18 protein-coding genes and 1 other annotated feature are annotated in these 16,751 nt (G+C 33.5%); of the genes, 6 read left to right on the top strand and 12 right to left on the bottom strand.

What is annotated here, in order from left to right:
* The first annotated feature begins 479 nt into the window (after positions 1-479).
* The 6 genes from MN581_RS09355 (at position 480) to serS (ending at position 6,910) form a co-directional block, all read left to right on the top strand.
* Entirely contained in the window at positions 480-1,166 is a 687-nt protein-coding gene (locus MN581_RS09355) for a response regulator transcription factor (RefSeq protein WP_117973706.1), read from the top strand.
* A complete protein-coding gene (locus tag MN581_RS09350) occupies positions 1,156-2,310 on the top strand; it encodes a HAMP domain-containing sensor histidine kinase (protein ID WP_241699656.1) in 1,155 nt (384 codons plus the stop codon). Before MN581_RS09355 ends, MN581_RS09350 begins: the two co-directional genes overlap by 11 nt.
* Positions 2,311-2,395: 85 nt before the next feature.
* On the top strand, positions 2,396-3,661 hold the full coding sequence (locus MN581_RS09345; RefSeq protein WP_241699655.1) for a serine hydrolase: 1,266 nt from the start codon (positions 2,396-2,398) through the stop codon (positions 3,659-3,661).
* A 51-nt stretch (positions 3,662-3,712) separates the two neighbouring features.
* Positions 3,713-4,996 carry a serine hydrolase domain-containing protein gene (locus tag MN581_RS09340; protein ID WP_241699654.1) on the top strand — a complete coding sequence of 428 codons (1,284 nt, stop codon included), beginning with the start codon at positions 3,713-3,715 and terminating at the stop codon, positions 4,994-4,996.
* A 15-nt stretch (positions 4,997-5,011) separates the two neighbouring features.
* Positions 5,012-5,311, top strand: coding sequence for a MazG-like family protein (locus MN581_RS09335; protein ID WP_117973714.1), 300 nt, complete (start codon positions 5,012-5,014; stop codon positions 5,309-5,311).
* 37 nt (positions 5,312-5,348) lie between these two features.
* Positions 5,349-5,574, top strand: a binding site (T-box leader).
* Positions 5,575-5,635: 61 nt separating this feature from the next.
* Positions 5,636-6,910 (top strand): serine--tRNA ligase, encoded by a 1,275-nt coding sequence (gene serS, locus MN581_RS09330; RefSeq protein WP_241699653.1) that lies wholly within the window; start codon positions 5,636-5,638, stop codon positions 6,908-6,910.
* Positions 6,911-6,964: 54 nt separating this feature from the next.
* Here serS and MN581_RS09325 read toward each other — a convergent pair whose 3' ends face one another.
* From MN581_RS09325 to mnmG, 12 genes are all read right to left on the bottom strand, one after another.
* Positions 6,965-7,201 carry a hypothetical protein gene (locus MN581_RS09325; RefSeq protein WP_241699652.1) on the bottom strand — a complete coding sequence of 79 codons (237 nt, stop codon included), beginning with the start codon at positions 7,199-7,201 and terminating at the stop codon, positions 6,965-6,967.
* 34 nt (positions 7,202-7,235) lie between these two features.
* Positions 7,236-7,580, bottom strand: coding sequence for a hypothetical protein (locus MN581_RS09320; protein WP_117973719.1), 345 nt, complete (start codon positions 7,578-7,580; stop codon positions 7,236-7,238).
* 243 nt (positions 7,581-7,823) lie between these two features.
* The gene (guaB, locus tag MN581_RS09315) at positions 7,824-9,305 is read right to left on the bottom strand and encodes an IMP dehydrogenase (RefSeq protein ID WP_241699651.1); all 1,482 of its coding nucleotides are present in this window, start codon (positions 9,303-9,305) and stop codon (positions 7,824-7,826) included.
* Positions 9,306-9,430: 125 nt separating this feature from the next.
* Entirely contained in the window at positions 9,431-10,132 is a 702-nt protein-coding gene (locus MN581_RS09310; RefSeq protein ID WP_241699650.1) for a DUF1129 family protein, read from the bottom strand.
* A 21-nt stretch (positions 10,133-10,153) separates the two neighbouring features.
* Complete coding sequence (ychF, locus tag MN581_RS09305) at positions 10,154-11,254, bottom strand: redox-regulated ATPase YchF (protein WP_117973725.1); 1,101 nt, start codon at positions 11,252-11,254, stop codon at positions 10,154-10,156.
* Between the two features lie 34 nt (positions 11,255-11,288).
* Positions 11,289-11,474 (bottom strand): DUF951 domain-containing protein, encoded by a 186-nt coding sequence (locus MN581_RS09300; RefSeq protein WP_241699649.1) that lies wholly within the window; start codon positions 11,472-11,474, stop codon positions 11,289-11,291.
* A 94-nt stretch (positions 11,475-11,568) separates the two neighbouring features.
* Positions 11,569-12,453 (bottom strand): ParB/RepB/Spo0J family partition protein, encoded by an 885-nt coding sequence (locus tag MN581_RS09295; protein ID WP_241699648.1) that lies wholly within the window; start codon positions 12,451-12,453, stop codon positions 11,569-11,571.
* Positions 12,437-13,207, bottom strand: a complete 771-nt coding sequence (locus tag MN581_RS09290; protein ID WP_117973731.1) for an AAA family ATPase — start codon at positions 13,205-13,207, stop codon at positions 12,437-12,439. Before MN581_RS09290 ends, MN581_RS09295 begins: the two co-directional genes overlap by 17 nt.
* Before the next feature lie 58 nt (positions 13,208-13,265).
* Positions 13,266-13,985 (bottom strand): 16S rRNA (guanine(527)-N(7))-methyltransferase RsmG, encoded by a 720-nt coding sequence (gene rsmG, locus MN581_RS09285; protein ID WP_117973732.1) that lies wholly within the window; start codon positions 13,983-13,985, stop codon positions 13,266-13,268.
* A 167-nt stretch (positions 13,986-14,152) separates the two neighbouring features.
* Positions 14,153-14,392, bottom strand: a complete 240-nt coding sequence (locus tag MN581_RS09280) for a hypothetical protein (RefSeq protein WP_241699647.1) — start codon at positions 14,390-14,392, stop codon at positions 14,153-14,155.
* A gap of 168 nt (positions 14,393-14,560) precedes the next feature.
* The gene (locus MN581_RS10135) at positions 14,561-14,686 is read right to left on the bottom strand and encodes a hypothetical protein (protein ID WP_256463833.1); all 126 of its coding nucleotides are present in this window, start codon (positions 14,684-14,686) and stop codon (positions 14,561-14,563) included.
* A 151-nt stretch (positions 14,687-14,837) separates the two neighbouring features.
* Positions 14,838-16,745 carry a tRNA uridine-5-carboxymethylaminomethyl(34) synthesis enzyme MnmG gene (gene mnmG, locus MN581_RS09275; RefSeq protein ID WP_117973737.1) on the bottom strand — a complete coding sequence of 636 codons (1,908 nt, stop codon included), beginning with the start codon at positions 16,743-16,745 and terminating at the stop codon, positions 14,838-14,840.
* Positions 16,746-16,751 lie beyond the last annotated feature (6 nt).

The raw sequence follows: 16,751 nt of genomic DNA, 5'->3' as shown, positions 1-16,751 counted from the left end.
CGCCAGCGTTCGTCCTGAGCCAGGATCAAACTCTCAATAAAAAGTTGATAACATCTTGCGATGTTTAGCTCATTTGTTTTAAAACTTGCTAGCGAATTGTATTCACTAAATATGGTTTGTTTCTACACAGTAGAAACGCCCTACACATTTGGTTCGTCTTACTTTGTTCAGTTTTCAAAGGTCTAAACTTTGTTGCCGTAACAACTTTTATATCATAACAAGTTTATAATAACTTGTCAACATTTTTTTAAAATTATTTTCATAATGATTTTCTGTTACCGATGCAACTTAATGATAATAACATGTCGATACATAATCGTCAACATTTTTTTATCTTTTTTGTTTGAGTTATTAATATAAATAACAATGAAATTAATATACTACTTATTTAAAAAAAAGTAAACATATTTTTAAACAATTTTTTATTTCAAATTATTTGGTACAATAATAATATATTTAATATATTAGGAGGAAATAACATGAAAATTCTAGTAGCAGATGATGATAAAGAAATTGTGGAACTATTAAGTATCTATATAAAGAATGAAGGTTATGATGTTATACAGGCCTATGATGGAAAGGAAGCTCTTAGCAAAATTATTACAAACCCTGATATAGACTTACTTATATTAGACATCATGATGCCAAAAATGGATGGATTAGAGGTCGTAAAAGAATTAAGAAAAGACTCACAAATCCCCATCATTATGTTAACTGCTAAAACAACTGATATGGATAAAATTCAAGGTTTAATTACTGGAGCTGATGATTATGTTACAAAACCTTTTAATCCTCTAGAAATTATGGCTCGTGTAAAATCACTATTAAGACGAACTAACATGCAAGTTCAAACAGATATACCAGACTTATTAGAAGTGGGTCCACTTATTATAAAAAAAGATTCTCACGAAGTTGAGACTGAGAAAGGAATAAAAATTCAATTAACTGCTTTAGAATTTGGTATTCTTTACTTACTTGCAAGTCATCCGAACCGTGTCTTTAGCGCTGAAGAAATTTTCGAGAGAGTTTGGCAACAGGAAAGTTTAGTTTCTGCTAAAACTGTTATGGTTCATGTAAGTCATTTACGTGACAAAATTGAAGAAGCGACTAATGGAGAAAAAGTTATTCAAACAGTTTGGGGGGTAGGATACAAAATTGAAGGGTGATGAAAAAAAGACACGTATTAAACTTACCTCAAAAGAAACCAGTGAGTTAATTATTGAGGGGATTATTACTGTCATCTTGCTTATTCTTCTTAATTTAGCCTTATTTATCTTAATTGATCAAATTGTGAATACATCGTTACCCATCGATCAATTTCTGTGGCACATTCAATACAATATATTTTATGATCCTCGTCCGCCCATGTTTTGGCAGCGCCCTTTAATTTTTATGATGATAGTTGCAGATATTATTGTATTATATTGGCGATTAATTAGGCGTTATAAGCAGATGCAACAACAACATATTATTAGTGAACTACACTATATATCAAACGGACATTACGATCACCGTATTCCATTTGAATTAAAAGGGGATTTAGGTAGGCTTATTACAAGTATAAATGCTTTGGTAGATAGTACAGTGGAAGCCCTAGAGGAAGAGCGTCGTATCGAACAGTCAAAAGATGAATTAATTACTAACGTTAGCCATGATATTAGAACACCGCTCACATCAATTATCGGATACCTTGGCCTAATTGAAGAAGGAAAATACAATAATAAAGAAGATTTATTGAAATACACACATACTGCTTATTTAAAATCTAGACAAATGAAAGTATTGGTTGATGATTTATTTGAATACACCAAAGTGAGACAATCAAATGTTCCACTAAATGCTATGACTTTTGATATGAACCAACTCATTGGCCAACTAACAGTTGATTACGAATTAGAAGCATCCAAAAAGGATCGTGTCATTGATTTTTTACCACAAGAAGATACCTTAATGATGAAGGGTGATACTGAAAAACTAGTACGTGTTTTTGATAATCTTCTGTCTAATGCACTCAAATACGGTGTGAATGGGACACAGATTATCATCACATCAGAAAAAATTGGTAATGAGGCGATTATCGTCGTTAAAAATGATGGTAAATCTATACCCCAAGAATCTTTAGATCATTTATTCGATCGTTTTTACCGAGTAGAAGAATCGAGATCTCAACAAACAGGAGGAACTGGACTTGGGTTGGCTATCGCTCAAAGTATTGTAGCACTGCATGGTGGCTATATTTATGCTACATCAAATAATAACTGGACATCATTTACCATACATTTACCATTAGAAACAACTAGTCATTCTTGATTTTTTTGTGCTCTTTAATAAAATCTATTGTTTTCTATTGGTTAATTTGTTAAATTAATTTCAGTTAAATATTAGGAGATTGTTTATGACATTACTAAAAAAAAAACGTGCTCTATTTTTTCTACTGTTATCTTTTTTATTCATTCTTCCTGTATCAGTTGTTGCTGAACAAAACAGTTTTGATGTTCCTGCAAAAGCTGCAATCGCTGTTGATTTTGATACGGGAAAAATTTTATATGAAAAAAATAGTGAAGCCCCTCTTCCTATTGCTTCAATGTCCAAGTTATTATCAGCATACTTAGTATATGAAGCAATTGATACAAAAAAAATAAACTGGAATGATAAAGTGCCTTTTGATGATGCTTTAATCAAACTAACTGAAGACCCAGATTTATCTAATATTCCAATCAAAAAAGAATTAACTTATACAGTTGATGATAATGTAAAAGCCATGCTCATTTCTTCTTCAAACGTTTCAACAACTGCACTTGCTAGACTGGTTTCGGGTAGTGAGCAAGCTTTTGTTGATAGTATGAATCAACATATTAAGGATTGGGGTATCACTGATGGCGTATTTATTTCTGCCTCTGGTTTAGATACACAAGATCTTTTAACAGTAGATCGTTACCCAAACTCTAAACCCGAAGATAGTAATATTTTATCAGCAAAAGACATGGTAATCGTAGCTCGACATCTCATTTCTGATTATCCTGAAGTATTAGATATTACGAAACAATCTCACTACACATTATTTCAAGGAACTGATAATGAAGAAACTTTCTGGTCATCTAATTTAATGTTACCGGATTTGTATTACTATACTGAAGGTGTCGATGGATTAAAAACAGGGACAACCCCAAATGCTGGAGCTTGCTTTATTGGTTCAACCATACAAAATGGGCACCGTATTATTACGGTTGTAATGAATGTAGACGAAGAATATGATCGATTTGAAGTCACGAAAAACTTACTCAATTATGTTAATACGAATTGGGAATATAAAACTATTGTTAAAAAAGGCGATAGCGCCGTTGTGAACAACCTCGATGTACCAAATGGAAAGTCTGAATCAGTTGCACTAACCTTAGCTGAACCTATTTCATTATGGGTCAATAAAGAGACGACTGAATTAAAACAAGTTTTTGCTTCAACTAAAGATGCAGTCTCTGCTCCTCTTAAAAAAAATGAAGTAGTAGGCCAACAAATTGTATCAGATAGTGCAGATAAATTAGGTTATCTAAGCGACACAGACAAACATGATGCCACCGGTAAAGTGATCACAAAAACAGACGTACAAAAAGCAAATATTTTTGTAAGAGTATGGCGTTCTTTGAAAAACAGCATACACTAATGCTGTTTTTTATATTACTAATTATTAGAAACGGAAATTGGAGAATAATTTATGAAAAAATCACGTATCGCATATGACAAACTTAAAAGAAAACAGAAGTGGATTGGCTTATTATTCTTTATCATTGGTGTCCTCATAAGTATTAGTATATTAATTACTCTATTGGTTATCTATCCTGATGAGCTAACGGCTATCATAAAGAGTAATAAAACAACCACGCAAACAATTATATCTTCCGAAACAAAAGAATCAAGTCAAACGACAACACAGTCATCTGATAGAAATACAGAAGGAGATTTTATTCCTAGGACAAATTTTGCTCAGACAGCATCGACTCCTTTACTATATCAACCATTAAAACAAGCCTTAGAGCAAAATATCGCCTCAAGAGAACTCTCTGGGACGCTGTTAGCCATTAAAGATAATCAAGTAGTTATGTATAATTCATTTGGCTATGCCAAAGATGTATCATGGAAAGCTCAAGATAGTACCTACATGATTGCCTCTATTCAAAAATTTTATACTGCATTACTTATCTCAACTTTAATCTCTGAAAAAAAATTGACATTAGATACTACTTTAGATAAATTTTATCCAGAAATACCTGGAAGTAATCAAATTACGATAGATTCTCTTCTATCAATGACTTCCGGACTGAAATTAGATTCTAGTAAAATCCCTACTTCCATAAACGAACAAACTGAATGGGAGGAATATGTCTTAAAAAATACGACACATCAAAATTCAAATAAATGGGACTACTCTCCGGTTAATTTTAATTTGCTTGCTATGATTATTCAAAAAATAACTGGACAAACATATGAAGAATATTTTAAGAAGGCAGTAACAGAACCTCTTAATTTAAAGCAAACAGGTTTTTATACCGATTTATCAGATAACACTCATCTTGTCCCTGTATATGAAGAAAATGGAACACTAAGAAAAAAAGATATTCCTAATTATGCTTATGTTAGAGAACTAGGTACTGGAAACATGTTTGTTTCACCGAAAGATTTTGCAACTGTCGTCCAAGCTACTATGGATGGTAAATTTGGAGATTTAAATGTAGTTAAATCTATGTGGTTAAAAGACTCACCTTACGGTACAACTTATTATAAATCCGGTCTTTACAGAAAAGTACTCGATGAAAACGGACCGACCATTTTCTGGGGACACGGTATTTTTAGGGGCTATGAACCCACTGTTATTTTTAATAATGATGCCAGTGACATGGTTATTTATTTCAGTAATCAATACTTAACCAATAAATCGAATACCATCGCAACAAAAGAATTTTATGATATCATTTCTCAAAATGTCACCTTCAATCAATAAAGGAGATTCATATCAATGGATTTAATACGTTTAATTAATTTAGCAAAAAAAGAACCAAAATCTCTTGAAGAAATGGGTTTAAAATTATCAGAAGAAACTGGAGAAGTAGCTGAAGCCATTTTAAAATATAAAAAATCCAGTGGAAGTCAATACAAATGTGGTACGTTAGATGATTTGAAGGAAGAGTGTGCGGATACTTTACTTGTGGCTCTTTCCCTATATTTTCAATTAGAAGATAGTTCTATAGGTGAGCTAAACAATATCATTAATATAAAAGCTGACAAATGGGAAAAGAATATGAAAATCAAAGATTAGTTGACATAGATACCAAAACTAGCTATAATTTTGCTAAATAAACAAATTGTGAAAGACTAGTATTTATATTGCTTGTTTTAAGAGAGTTAGCGGTTGGTGTGAGCTAATAACAACAGATAAAGAATCCACTTTCAAAGCATTTCTAGCGAACTCTATGCACTAAGCTAGAACGGGAAAAGCAATCCGTTAACATACTTACTTAGAGACAATATCTATTGTCTAAAATTTGGGTGGTACCGCGAATTCAATCTCTCGCCCCAGAAAATCAATTGATTTTCTGGAGTGAGAGATTTTTTTATTTTAAAAATTTAAGGAGGAAATATCATGTTAGATTTAAAATTTATACGTCAGAATACTGAATTAGTTAAGGAAAAACTCATGACTCGTGGAGTAGATGGAGAAAAAATTGATGAATTTATCCGTTTAGATCAAGAGCGTCGTGACAATTTAGTAAAAGTTGAAACACTTAAAAAACATCGTAACGATGTGTCTCAAGACATTGCAAAATTAAAAAGAGAAAAACAAAATGCTGATGATAAAATTCAAGAAATGAAACAAGTCGGAGAGGATATCAAAGTTTTAGATGAAAACATCAATGCAATTGATGAAAAGTTAGAATATATTGCTCATACACTTCCTAACCTTCCTGCTGAAGGTATTCCTGTTGGGGAAGATGAAGAAGAAAATATTGAATTAAGAAAATGGGGTACTCCTAGACAATTTGATTTTGAGCCAAAACCTCATTGGGAAGTAGCGGAAGAATTAGATATTCTTGATTTTGAACGTGGTGCTAAAGTATCTGGTAGCCGTTTCCTTTTCTATAAAGGTGCTGGGGCTAGATTAGAACGCGCGGTATATAACTTAATGCTAGATACTCATATCTATGAACATGGTTATACAGAAATGATGCCACCATATATCGTGAATGACAAATCTATGTTTGGTACAGGACAATTTCCTAAATTTAAAGAAGATGTTTTCCAACTAGAAAATTCAAACTATACATTAATCCCGACAGCAGAAGTTCCATTAACAAACTATTATCGTGACGAGATTTTAGATAATGATGCCCTACCTGTTTACTTTACTGCTTTAAGTCCAGCCTTTCGTTCTGAAGCTGGAAGTGCCGGGAGAGATACACGTGGATTAATTCGATTACATCAATTTAATAAAGTAGAGATGGTTAAATTTAGTAAACCCGAAACATCTTATGAAGAATTAGAAAAAATGACCAATAATGCTGAAGCCATTCTACAAAAATTAAACTTACCATATCGTGTCATTGTATTATGTACTGGTGACATGGGATTCTCAGCTGCGAAAACATATGATATCGAAGTTTGGATTCCAGCTCAAGAAACCTATCGTGAAATCAGCTCTTGTTCTAATTGTGAAGACTTCCAAGCTAGACGTGCAAAAATTCGTTACAGAGATGAAGAAGAAAAAGTACAATATGTTCATACTTTAAACGGTTCTGGTTTGGCTGTTGGTCGTACCGTTGCAGCTATTTTAGAAAATTATCAAAATGAAGATGGCAGTGTAACAATACCTGAAGCTCTTGTTCCTTACATGGGCGGAATGACTAAAATTACAAAATAATAAAAAAGCTCCTCCGTTTAGTTTCATTTTAAATGAATTCAACGGAGGAATTTTTTATTGTTCCAGATATTGTGTTACTTGCTCAACAAATTGTTTAAATAATAAGTCTTCTTTTTTCGTTAAGTCTAAAGATAGTGCTTTAACAATACATCCTTTACCTAAAACTGCGGGATAACCTATATGAATATTATCTTTTTCTTGATAAATCAACAAAGGATAAATCTTTTTTTCATCTTTTAAAATAGACTGAATCACCTGGATGTAGTTGAAGATATTCCATAACTTGTCCAATTTTTACGTTGAGATTTCCTATCCCCCAAAACGATTAGCCTCTTTCTTTCATTTTTTCCAATTCATCTTCTGATAACGACACAATGTCTAATAATTTTTGTGTGCCTACCACCACTGTAGTCCATGTGACAAACTGACTTTCCCTATGTTCACCTAACACATCACCATTGATAGATTGACCAGAAACACCTAATTTTTCCCCAACAATACGTTTCATACGATTAGTATCTAAACTCATACCGGTCCCAATCACTCGATATGTTGGAAAACTACTTTCTTGGTAAACAAGGGTTGTAATCACATCGCAAGGATTAGTAATGACTAAGAATATTCCTTTAAACCCACTAGAAACAACTTGTGAGATAATGGCGATACTCATATAATAAAATAGTGGTTTTTACATCTGTTCATCATCAAGCTATCTGTGAGTTTTAAATATTCTACCATTACTTTTCTTTGTTTTTATCAATTAACACTAATCCATCTATTTGACCTTTTGTATATAAGGTATAAGCAATATCTGATTCAACATACCCTAATCCAATAATTCCAACTTTCCTTAAATATAATTCCTTCTTTCTAAAAAAAGAGGCAGGAAAATCCCGACCTCTTTTAATCCATTTTATGAAATTGAATAGTTTGGTGCTTCTTTAGTAATTTGAACATCATGAGGATGAGATTCTCTTAGACCAGCGCCACTCATTTCAACAAATTGTGCGTTGTCTCTTAACTCTTTTAAGTTTCCAGCTCCAACATAACCCATTCCAGCACGTAACCCTCCTAGTAATTGGAAGATAATATCTTGTACACTACCTTTGTACGCTACACGACCTTCAATACCTTCGGGAACTAATTTGTTTGCTTCATTAACAGAACTTTGGAAATAACGGTCACTTGAACCTTTTTCCATAGCTCCTAAAGAACCCATTCCACGGTATGTTTTAAAACGACGACCTTGGAAAATTTCAAATTCACCAGGGGATTCATCTGTTCCAGCTAACATTGAGCCTAACATAACAACATACCCACCAGCTGCTAGTGCTTTAACAATATCTCCAGAGTACTTAATACCACCATCAGCGATGATTGTACGACCATATTCACGAGCGACACCTGCTGCATCATAAATAGCTGTTAATTGTGGGACACCAACACCCGCCACAACACGTGTTGTACAGATTGAACCAGGGCCAATTCCGACTTTTACAACATCCACCCCAACGTCATATAATGCACGTGTTGCTTCAGCAGTCGCAACGTTTCCTGCAATTAATGTCACATCTGGAAAGGCATCACGAATTTCTTTAATTTTACGAATAACACCCGCACTATGTCCATGGGCGGTATCAATAACTAACGCATCAACGCCTGCCTCAATTAAAGCACCCGCACGCTCAAATGTATCACTCGTTACCCCAACAGCCGCAGCAACTAATAAACGTCCATGCTCGTCTTTTGCGGCATTAGGAAATTCAATCACTTTTTCAATATCTTTAATCGTAATTAAACCACTTAATCGACCTTTAGCATCTACGATAGGTAGTTTTTCTATTTTATGTTGCTGAAGGATTTTTTCTGCATCTTTTAAAGATGTTCCAACTGGAGCTGTTACGAGACCTTCTTTTGTCATAACATCTTTAATCATTAAATTATAGTCAGTCACAAAACGTAAATCACGGTTTGTTAAAATACCAACTAATATTCTATTTTCTAATGTATCAACAATAGGTACACCACTAATACGATATTTAGCCATTAAATGTTCTGCATCACTTACTTTATGTTCTGGAGTTAAAAAGAATGGATCGATAATCACACCACTTTCAGAACGTTTTACTTTGCGTACTTCATCTTTTTGTTGTTCCACACTCATATTTTTATGGATAACACCTAGACCACCTTGTCTAGCCATAGCAATAGCCATTTTACTGTCTGTCACAGTATCCATACTGGCACTCATAATTGGAATATTCAACTTAATCTTAGATGATAATTCAACACTTAAATCGACATCGTTTGGCAATACATGACTTTCTGCTGGAATTAATAGAACATCATCAAATGTATACCCTTTTTTTGAAAATTTAGTTTCCCAATTTGACATTAGAAATTCGCACTCCTTTAATTTTGTTTTATTAACAAACTTACCAAATAATCTGTTATTCGTCAATCTTATATAAACGAAAAACCAAACAAATTTTCTTTAAAAAATGTTTGGTCTTCTTATTTTTAAGGACGTAAGAACATACTTCCTTGAATATTGTATTTTTTCTTTAATAAGTAACGGATACCAAATGCTACCACACCTAAAATAAGCGTTAAAACTGGGTCAAGTGATGGATTGATTGCATGTGGGATAAACGCAGATAATGAAAAAATCATTAACCACGGGATAAAGCATAATGCCATAATCCCACCTGTCTTCCATACACCAGGTCGTTTACTTCTATCAGCTCCTGGCATATCGTATATATAAATATAACGATAGATTAAGTAAAATGATAGACCACCTGACATCGCACCAATCGTGATACTTAATATGCCTTGTGTCGGTTGCGGTGTTTTAGAAATCATCGTTAATACACCCGTCATAACAGCTAAAAATGTAAACAATAATAAACTATTATCTAACCACATCGAAGCAAAATTAGTTTTCGTTGGCGTTGCTGGTTTTGTGGTAACAAACACAACAGCTTCCGTCGGTGTCCCATATAATTGTTTAGCGGTTACTCCTGTTTTTTGTCCTTCAACTAATGCTTTTAACATGGTGTTAAAGACTTCTATTTTTTGACGTTCATCAATCACTACACCATCATCTAATAATTTATTTAAATCAAACATAAATTGATTATTTTTTTTTGTTAATTGTTTTTCTAATTCACGATTTTCTGAGACTTTTTGTTGTAACTCTTCATTTGTTAACTCAGTCATTGTTGTCACCTATTCTTTCCATTAAACATTAAAACGGAAGAGCATTACATCACCATCTTGAACAACATAATCCTTTCCTTCTAAACGCACACGACCAGCTTCTTTAGCTGCATGCATGCTTCCATATTCTTTTAAATCAGTGTAAGAAACTGTTTCCGCGCGAATAAATCCTCGTTCAAAATCAGTATGAATAATACCCGCACATTCTGGTGCTTTCATTCCCACTTTAAATGTCCAAGCACGTACTTCTTGCTCACCAGCCGTAAAATAAGTAGCTAGCCCTAGTAAATGATATGCTGCACGAATTAATTTATCTAAACCAGATTCTTCAATACCTAATGCTTCAAGGAAATCTTTTTTATCATCTTCATCAAGCTCTGCTATTTCTTCTTCTGCTCTAGCACATACAGTAATGACTTCAGCATTTTCAGTTGCTGCAAATTCTTTTACTTTTTTTACGTAATCATTGTTTTCTGTATCTGCTATTTCATCTTCCGCTACGTTTGCAACATACAATACAGGTTTTGTTGTTAATAAAAATAATCCTTTTACAATAGGTAATTCTTCATCAGTGAATGCAATCGATCTAGCTGATTTTCCTTCTTCTAAAACAGGCTTAATTTTTTCTAATACTGCTAATTCTGCGACTGCTTCCTTGTCTTTTGTTTTAGCAATTTTTGATACACGTGCAAAACGTTTATCAACTGACTCTAAATCTGCTAACACAAGTTCTAAATTAATGGTATCAATATCTGCTAATGGATCCACACGCCCTTCAACGTGAGTGATATTATCATCATCAAAACAACGAACAACATGACAAATCGCATCTACTTGTCGAATATGACTTAAAAACTTATTTCCAAGTCCCTCGCCCTTACTAGCTCCACGAACAATTCCCGCAATATCTGTAAATTCAAAGGTCGCTGGGACTGTTTTTTTCGGTTTAACTAATTTTGTTAATTCTTCTAATCGATAATCTGGCACTTCTACCATTCCTACATTTGGATCGATTGTTGCAAAAGGATAATTGGCAGCTTCTGCACCTGCTTTTGTTATTGCATTAAATAAAGTTGATTTTCCAACGTTTGGCAATCCAACAATTCCTGCCGTTAATGACATAGTTATTTTCCACTCTTTCTTTTTAATCTTTAAATTAATCTTCTTTTTTCACTAATACCTTTTTCATCTTCTTATCAAATTCACGTCGGGGCATCATCACAATATGCTGACAGTTTAAGCATCTAATTTTGATATCCATTCCCATACGAATAATCTCCCAACGGTTTGTTTGACACGCATGTGGTTTTTTCATTTCGACTATATCGCCTAAATCGTACATACTAAACGTCCCTCCTTGATTCATTTTCTACGTGATATATCTTAACATAATTTTATCAGATTCATACTCATTTATCCTATTTTTATAAGTACAATTAATCAAATTCAATATTTAATAAATCTAAAATACGTGTCAAATCCGAAGAAGAAAGATATTCGATTTCTATTTTTCCCTTGCCTTCTTTTTCTTGGATATGAACACTTGTACCAAATTTATCCATTAATCGTTCTTCACTTTCAATGATATAATAAGGCTTCGGTTGTTGCTCTTTCTTTTTAACAAGCTCTTTTTTAGGCATATCATTCATCTGAGTGACCATCTGCTCTAATTGTCGGACGGTGAGTCCTTCTTTAATGGCTCGATTTGCTACGACTAAAATATCTTCTTTTTTCTTCAATCCAAGTAATGTTCTTGCTTGTCCCATTGAAAGCGACTCTTTTTGTACTAAATCTTTTACTACTTTTGGTAATGCTAATAAACGTAGATAATTTGCGATATATGGACGACTCTTACCTAATTTTTCAGACAGTTCTACCTGTGTTAAATCTAAATTTTTCATCAACATCTCATATGCTTCTGCTTCTTCAAGAGGATTTAAATCTTCTCGCTGTAAGTTTTCTAATACAGCAATCTGCATCATACGCTCTTCATCAAACTCACGAATAATTGCTGGTATTGTTTCTTTTCCTGCCAATTTAGATGCTCTAAAACGACGTTCACCCGCAATAATTTCATAACCTTTTACAGAAGATTGTCTCACAATGATTGGTTGAAACACACCTGATTGTTTAATAGATGAAGCTAACTCCTCTAGAGCCTTTTCATCAAATGTTTTACGTGGTTGATAAGGATTAGGTCTTAATTCTGCTAACGGAATATCTTGAACAGCCTCTGACTGAATATCTACTTCTTCAATTGTCGATAAATCTTGGAATAATGCGTCAATCCCTCGCCCTAATCCTTTATTCGACTTGTTCACGATTCATCACTTCCTTTGCTAATGCTTGATACACTTCTGCACCTCTAGATTTTGGATCATAATCAATAATCGCTTTACCATGACTGGGTGCTTCAGACAGTCTTACATTTCTTGGAATAATAGTATCATATACTCGCTCTCTAAAATAAGTTCGAACTTCTTCTACTACTTCTGAACCTAAATTAGTCCTAGCGTCATACATCGTCAACAACACACCTTCTATACGTAAATCCGGATTAAAGTGTTTTTGTACTAAACGTATCGTATTTAATAATTGACTCAATCCTTCTAGTGCGTAATATTCACACTGAACAGGAATTAAAATGGAATCACTCGATGTAAATGAATTGATTGTTAAATGGCCTAACGATGGTGGACAATCGATTAATATATAATCATATTTAGCTTCCACTTCTTTTAGAGCGAGTTTTAATCGTGATTCTCTTGCCATCATAGATGTTAACTCAATCTCTGCTCCAGATAGTTGAATCGTCGCTGGTGCGATATCCATTCCTTCTCTATTCGTTTTTTGAATGACTTCAATGATGGGAACTTCATTAACTAAGACATCATAAATATCTTGAGATACATCCGCTTTACGTATGCCTATACCACTTGTCGCATTTCCTTGTGCATCCATATCTACTAATAATACTTTTTTTCCTTCGTACGCTAAACACGCACCAAGATTGACTGTAGTAGTCGTTTTACCAACTCCGCCTTTTTGGTTTGCTACAGAAATAATTCTAGCCATAATAGGTCCCTCCGTTTCTTACTCATTGTGTCTAATGATTTATCAGGCACCTTCATTTTTATACTAATGGTTTTTTATTTGGTAATCCTGCTTTACGAGGATATTTATTTGGTGTAACTTTCTTTTTATCTATTTCAATAATAAAGCGTTCATCTTGTGTTATAGGTAAACTAACCTCATGTTCTGATACAACTTTACCACCAAGTGTTGCTATTGCTTTTTTAGCTTCTAATAATTCTTCTTCACTCTTAGCTGCTTTCATTGCTAAAAATTGTCCATCTTGTTTAACTAAAGGTAAACACAACTCTGCCAACACATTTAATCGTGCAACCGCTCGAGCTGTCACCAAGTCAAAAGACTCTCGATATAATTTATTTTGTCCGAAATCTTCCGCTCTTGAATGATACAAATTGACATTATCTAATCCCAATTCTGTTGTTAATTCCGTTAAAAATTTAATACGTTTATTCAACGAATCAACAATCGAAATAGTGATATTAGGGAAAACAATTTTCAAAGGAATACTTGGAAACCCTGCACCCGATCCCACATCACACAAAGTTACTTCCTCTTTTGTCATATCTCGTTCAAACGCTAACGTTAATGAGTCGTAAAAGTGTTTTAAATACACTTCTTTTTTGTCTACAATTGCGGTTAGGTTTATTTTTTCGTTCCATTCAACAAGGCGTTTAAAATACAATTCAAACTGATTCATTTGTTTATCACTCAACACGATACCATGTTTTTTCAAATTCTTTTTAAACTCTTCTGGTGTCATTTTTATTCTCCTTCATGTGAAACAATCAGTGTTTCACGGATATGTCCACTTTATCGTATCCATCTTAAAAGTTCAATGCTTAATACGTCAGTTTTAATAAAAAAGCAACCCTAAATAACGAATAAGTTTACTTTTTTTTATTTATAAAATGTTTCACGTGGAACATTTTAATTTACACGACTATTTTCAAAATACTTACGTAAAAAAACAACTATATTTTCGCGAATTGTTTCACTTGCGTTTATACTAGATAATGTATCATTTAAAAAGTCTTCAATTGTTTCATTCGTTACCGATTCGTAGCTAAAATAATTAAAATGTCGTTGCTGAAATTCACGTAAGTCTTTAATTATTTGCTGAAATTCATTAAATAGCTTTTCTTGGATAAATGGTTCATATTGATTCAACTAATTATCTAACTCATTAAGAGATTCACTACTTTTGACTACTCCTTCTTGAATCAATTTAACATACGTTTCTTCTAACGTTAATTCACTATTTTCTTTCAACAACTGTAAGCTTCCTTTAATGCTTCTTGTCCTATCTATCGTTTGTTGCAATAAATCAAATAAATTTCAAAACAAATGATACTCTTTTTCGTACTGTTTTTGTGTCATAAAAATAAAACTATCTTGTTTTGCTAACATTTTTACTAGTTCTCTATCTTGCTTTATTTGTTTGCTTTGTATTGTTCGCTGCATTTGATACGTCAAAAAATCGACACACTACTAATCAATATTGCTAATATAGCCATACCTATTGTCAAATATGCCATAATAGTCACCTCTTCTTAATTATACCAAAACTTCACTTGAATCCTTAAGTATTTATATAAAAAGAAAAGGCCTAATATTAGGCCTTTTCACTATCTATCTTTGCTATTTTCCCTTGTTCGATATAAACCATCAAAATGCTTATATCTGAAGGATTAACTCCACTTATTCGACTTGCTTGAGCAATTGTTTCTGGGCGGATTTTTTCTAATTTTTGAACTGCTTCTGTTGCCAAGCTGTTTATTGCCTTATAATCAATATTTTCTGGGATACGTTTTGCTTCCATACGCTTTAATTTTTCAACTTTATCTTTTGCTTTTTTTATATATCCTTCATACTTCACTTGAATTTCTACTTGTTCAATCACATAACGAGGTAATGGTTTTTCTGGTTTTGGGATAAATTGACCCAAATCATGATAAGTAATTTCAGGGCGTTTTAGAAAATCGCGAGCTAAAATCCCATCTTTTAGCGGAGCCAGTTCTTTTTCTTCTAAGAATGCTTGAATGTCTTTGGTTGGTTTCAAACGAATTTTTCCTAATCTTTCTAATTCATTTTCCACCATCATTTTTTTCTCTTGATATTGTTCATATCTTGAGTCATCTACTAACCCAATGTCATGTCCCATCTCTGTTAGACGTAAATCTGCATTATCATGACGTAATAGTAAACGATACTCTGCACGAGATGTTAGCAGTCGATAAGGTTCATTCGTTCCTTTCGTTACCAAATCGTCGATTAACACTCCGATGTACGCATCGCTTCTTTTTAAAATAAATGGTTCTTTGCCTTGTATTTTTAAGGCAGCATTTATTCCTGCCATTAATCCTTGACAAGCGGCTTCTTCATACCCTGATGTTCCATTAGTTTGTCCTGCTGTATAAAGACCTGAAATCTTCATTGTTTCAAGTGTTGGACGTAATTGATGAGGCACAACGACATCATACTCAATCGCATAACCACTACGCATAATTTTCGCTTTTTCCAATCCTTCAATGCTTTGAACCATCTCTTTTTGGACATCTTCTGGTAATGAAGTTGACAGACCTTGAACATAGACTTCTTCAGTATGTTCTCCTTCTGGTTCTAAAAATATTTGGTGGCGAGGTTTATCACTAAAGCGAACGATTTTATCTTCAATCGACGGACAATATCTTGCCCCTACACCTTCAACAATTCCTGTAAACATTGGAGCACGGTGTAAATTGTCGCGAATAACTGTATGTGTATCTAAGTTTGTATAAGTTAACCAACATGGTAATTGATCTGTACGGTACTGATCATCTGTGCTTTCAAAACTAAAATGGTTGGGTTGTTTGTCCCCTGGTTGTTCTTCTGTCACTGAATAATCAATCGTACTTGATTTTACTCGTGGTGGCGTTCCTGTTTTAAATCGTTCTATCTCTAATCCAATTTCTTTTAAGTTATTTGCTAATCCAATTGAGGGCAATGAGTTATTTGGGCCAGAAGAATATTTCAATTCACCAATAATAATTTCACCACGCAAAGCAGTTCCTGCTGTAATGATAACTGCTTTACTTGTATATTGTGTACCCGTACTTAGCTCAACCCCATAACACACATCATCTTTAACTAATAATTTTTCTACGATACCTTGCTTAACAACTAAATTATCTTCTTTTTCTAATGTATGCTTTAATTCTGATTGATACGCATGTTTATCTGCTTGTGCTCGTAGGGCTCTTACAGCTGGTCCTTTACCAGTATTCAACATACGCATTTGAATATAGGTTTTATCAATATTACGACCCATTTCTCCACCTAGTGCATCAATTTCACGAACCACTACACCTTTAGCTGGTCCCCCTATTGATGGGTTACAAGGCATAAACCCAATCATATCTAAATTTAATGTCACAAGTAGTGTACTCATGCCCATTCTTGCTGCAGCTAAAGAAGCTTCTGAACCTGCATGTCCACCACCAACAACAATGATATCATAATCTCTCATTTCAATAGTTTCCATTAATGT

Source organism: Vagococcus sp. CY53-2, from assembly GCF_022604695.1.
Classification (GTDB): Bacteria; Bacillota; Bacilli; order Lactobacillales; family Vagococcaceae; genus Vagococcus.
The sequence above is the reverse complement of the archived record's forward strand: the minus strand, read 5'-3'. Positions and strand labels throughout refer to the sequence as shown.

Excerpts from the sequence above, each read along its gene's own strand:
- MN581_RS09355 (WP_117973706.1), top strand. The coding sequence starts at position 480 with ATGAAAATTCTAGTAGCAGATGATGATAAAGAAATTGTGGAACTATTA.
- MN581_RS09345 (WP_241699655.1), top strand. The coding sequence starts at position 2,396 with ATGACATTACTAAAAAAAAAACGTGCTCTATTTTTTCTACTGTTATCT.
- MN581_RS09340 (WP_241699654.1), top strand. The coding sequence starts at position 3,713 with ATGAAAAAATCACGTATCGCATATGACAAACTTAAAAGAAAACAGAAG.
- MN581_RS09335 (WP_117973714.1), top strand. The coding sequence starts at position 5,012 with ATGGATTTAATACGTTTAATTAATTTAGCAAAAAAAGAACCAAAATCT.
- serS (WP_241699653.1), top strand. The coding sequence starts at position 5,636 with ATGTTAGATTTAAAATTTATACGTCAGAATACTGAATTAGTTAAGGAA.
- MN581_RS09320 (WP_117973719.1), bottom strand. The coding sequence starts at position 7,580 with ATGAGTATCGCCATTATCTCACAAGTTGTTTCTAGTGGGTTTAAAGGA.
- guaB (WP_241699651.1), bottom strand. The coding sequence starts at position 9,305 with ATGTCAAATTGGGAAACTAAATTTTCAAAAAAAGGGTATACATTTGAT.
- MN581_RS09310 (WP_241699650.1), bottom strand. The coding sequence starts at position 10,132 with ATGACTGAGTTAACAAATGAAGAGTTACAACAAAAAGTCTCAGAAAAT.
- ychF (WP_117973725.1), bottom strand. The coding sequence starts at position 11,254 with ATGTCATTAACGGCAGGAATTGTTGGATTGCCAAACGTTGGAAAATCA.
- MN581_RS09300 (WP_241699649.1), bottom strand. The coding sequence starts at position 11,474 with ATGTACGATTTAGGCGATATAGTCGAAATGAAAAAACCACATGCGTGT.
- MN581_RS09290 (WP_117973731.1), bottom strand. The coding sequence starts at position 13,207 with ATGGCTAGAATTATTTCTGTAGCAAACCAAAAAGGCGGAGTTGGTAAA.
- rsmG (WP_117973732.1), bottom strand. The coding sequence starts at position 13,985 with ATGACACCAGAAGAGTTTAAAAAGAATTTGAAAAAACATGGTATCGTG.
- MN581_RS10135 (WP_256463833.1), bottom strand. The coding sequence starts at position 14,686 with ATGCAGCGAACAATACAAAGCAAACAAATAAAGCAAGATAGAGAACTA.
- mnmG (WP_117973737.1), bottom strand. The coding sequence starts at position 16,745 with ATGGAAACTATTGAAATGAGAGATTATGATATCATTGTTGTTGGTGGT.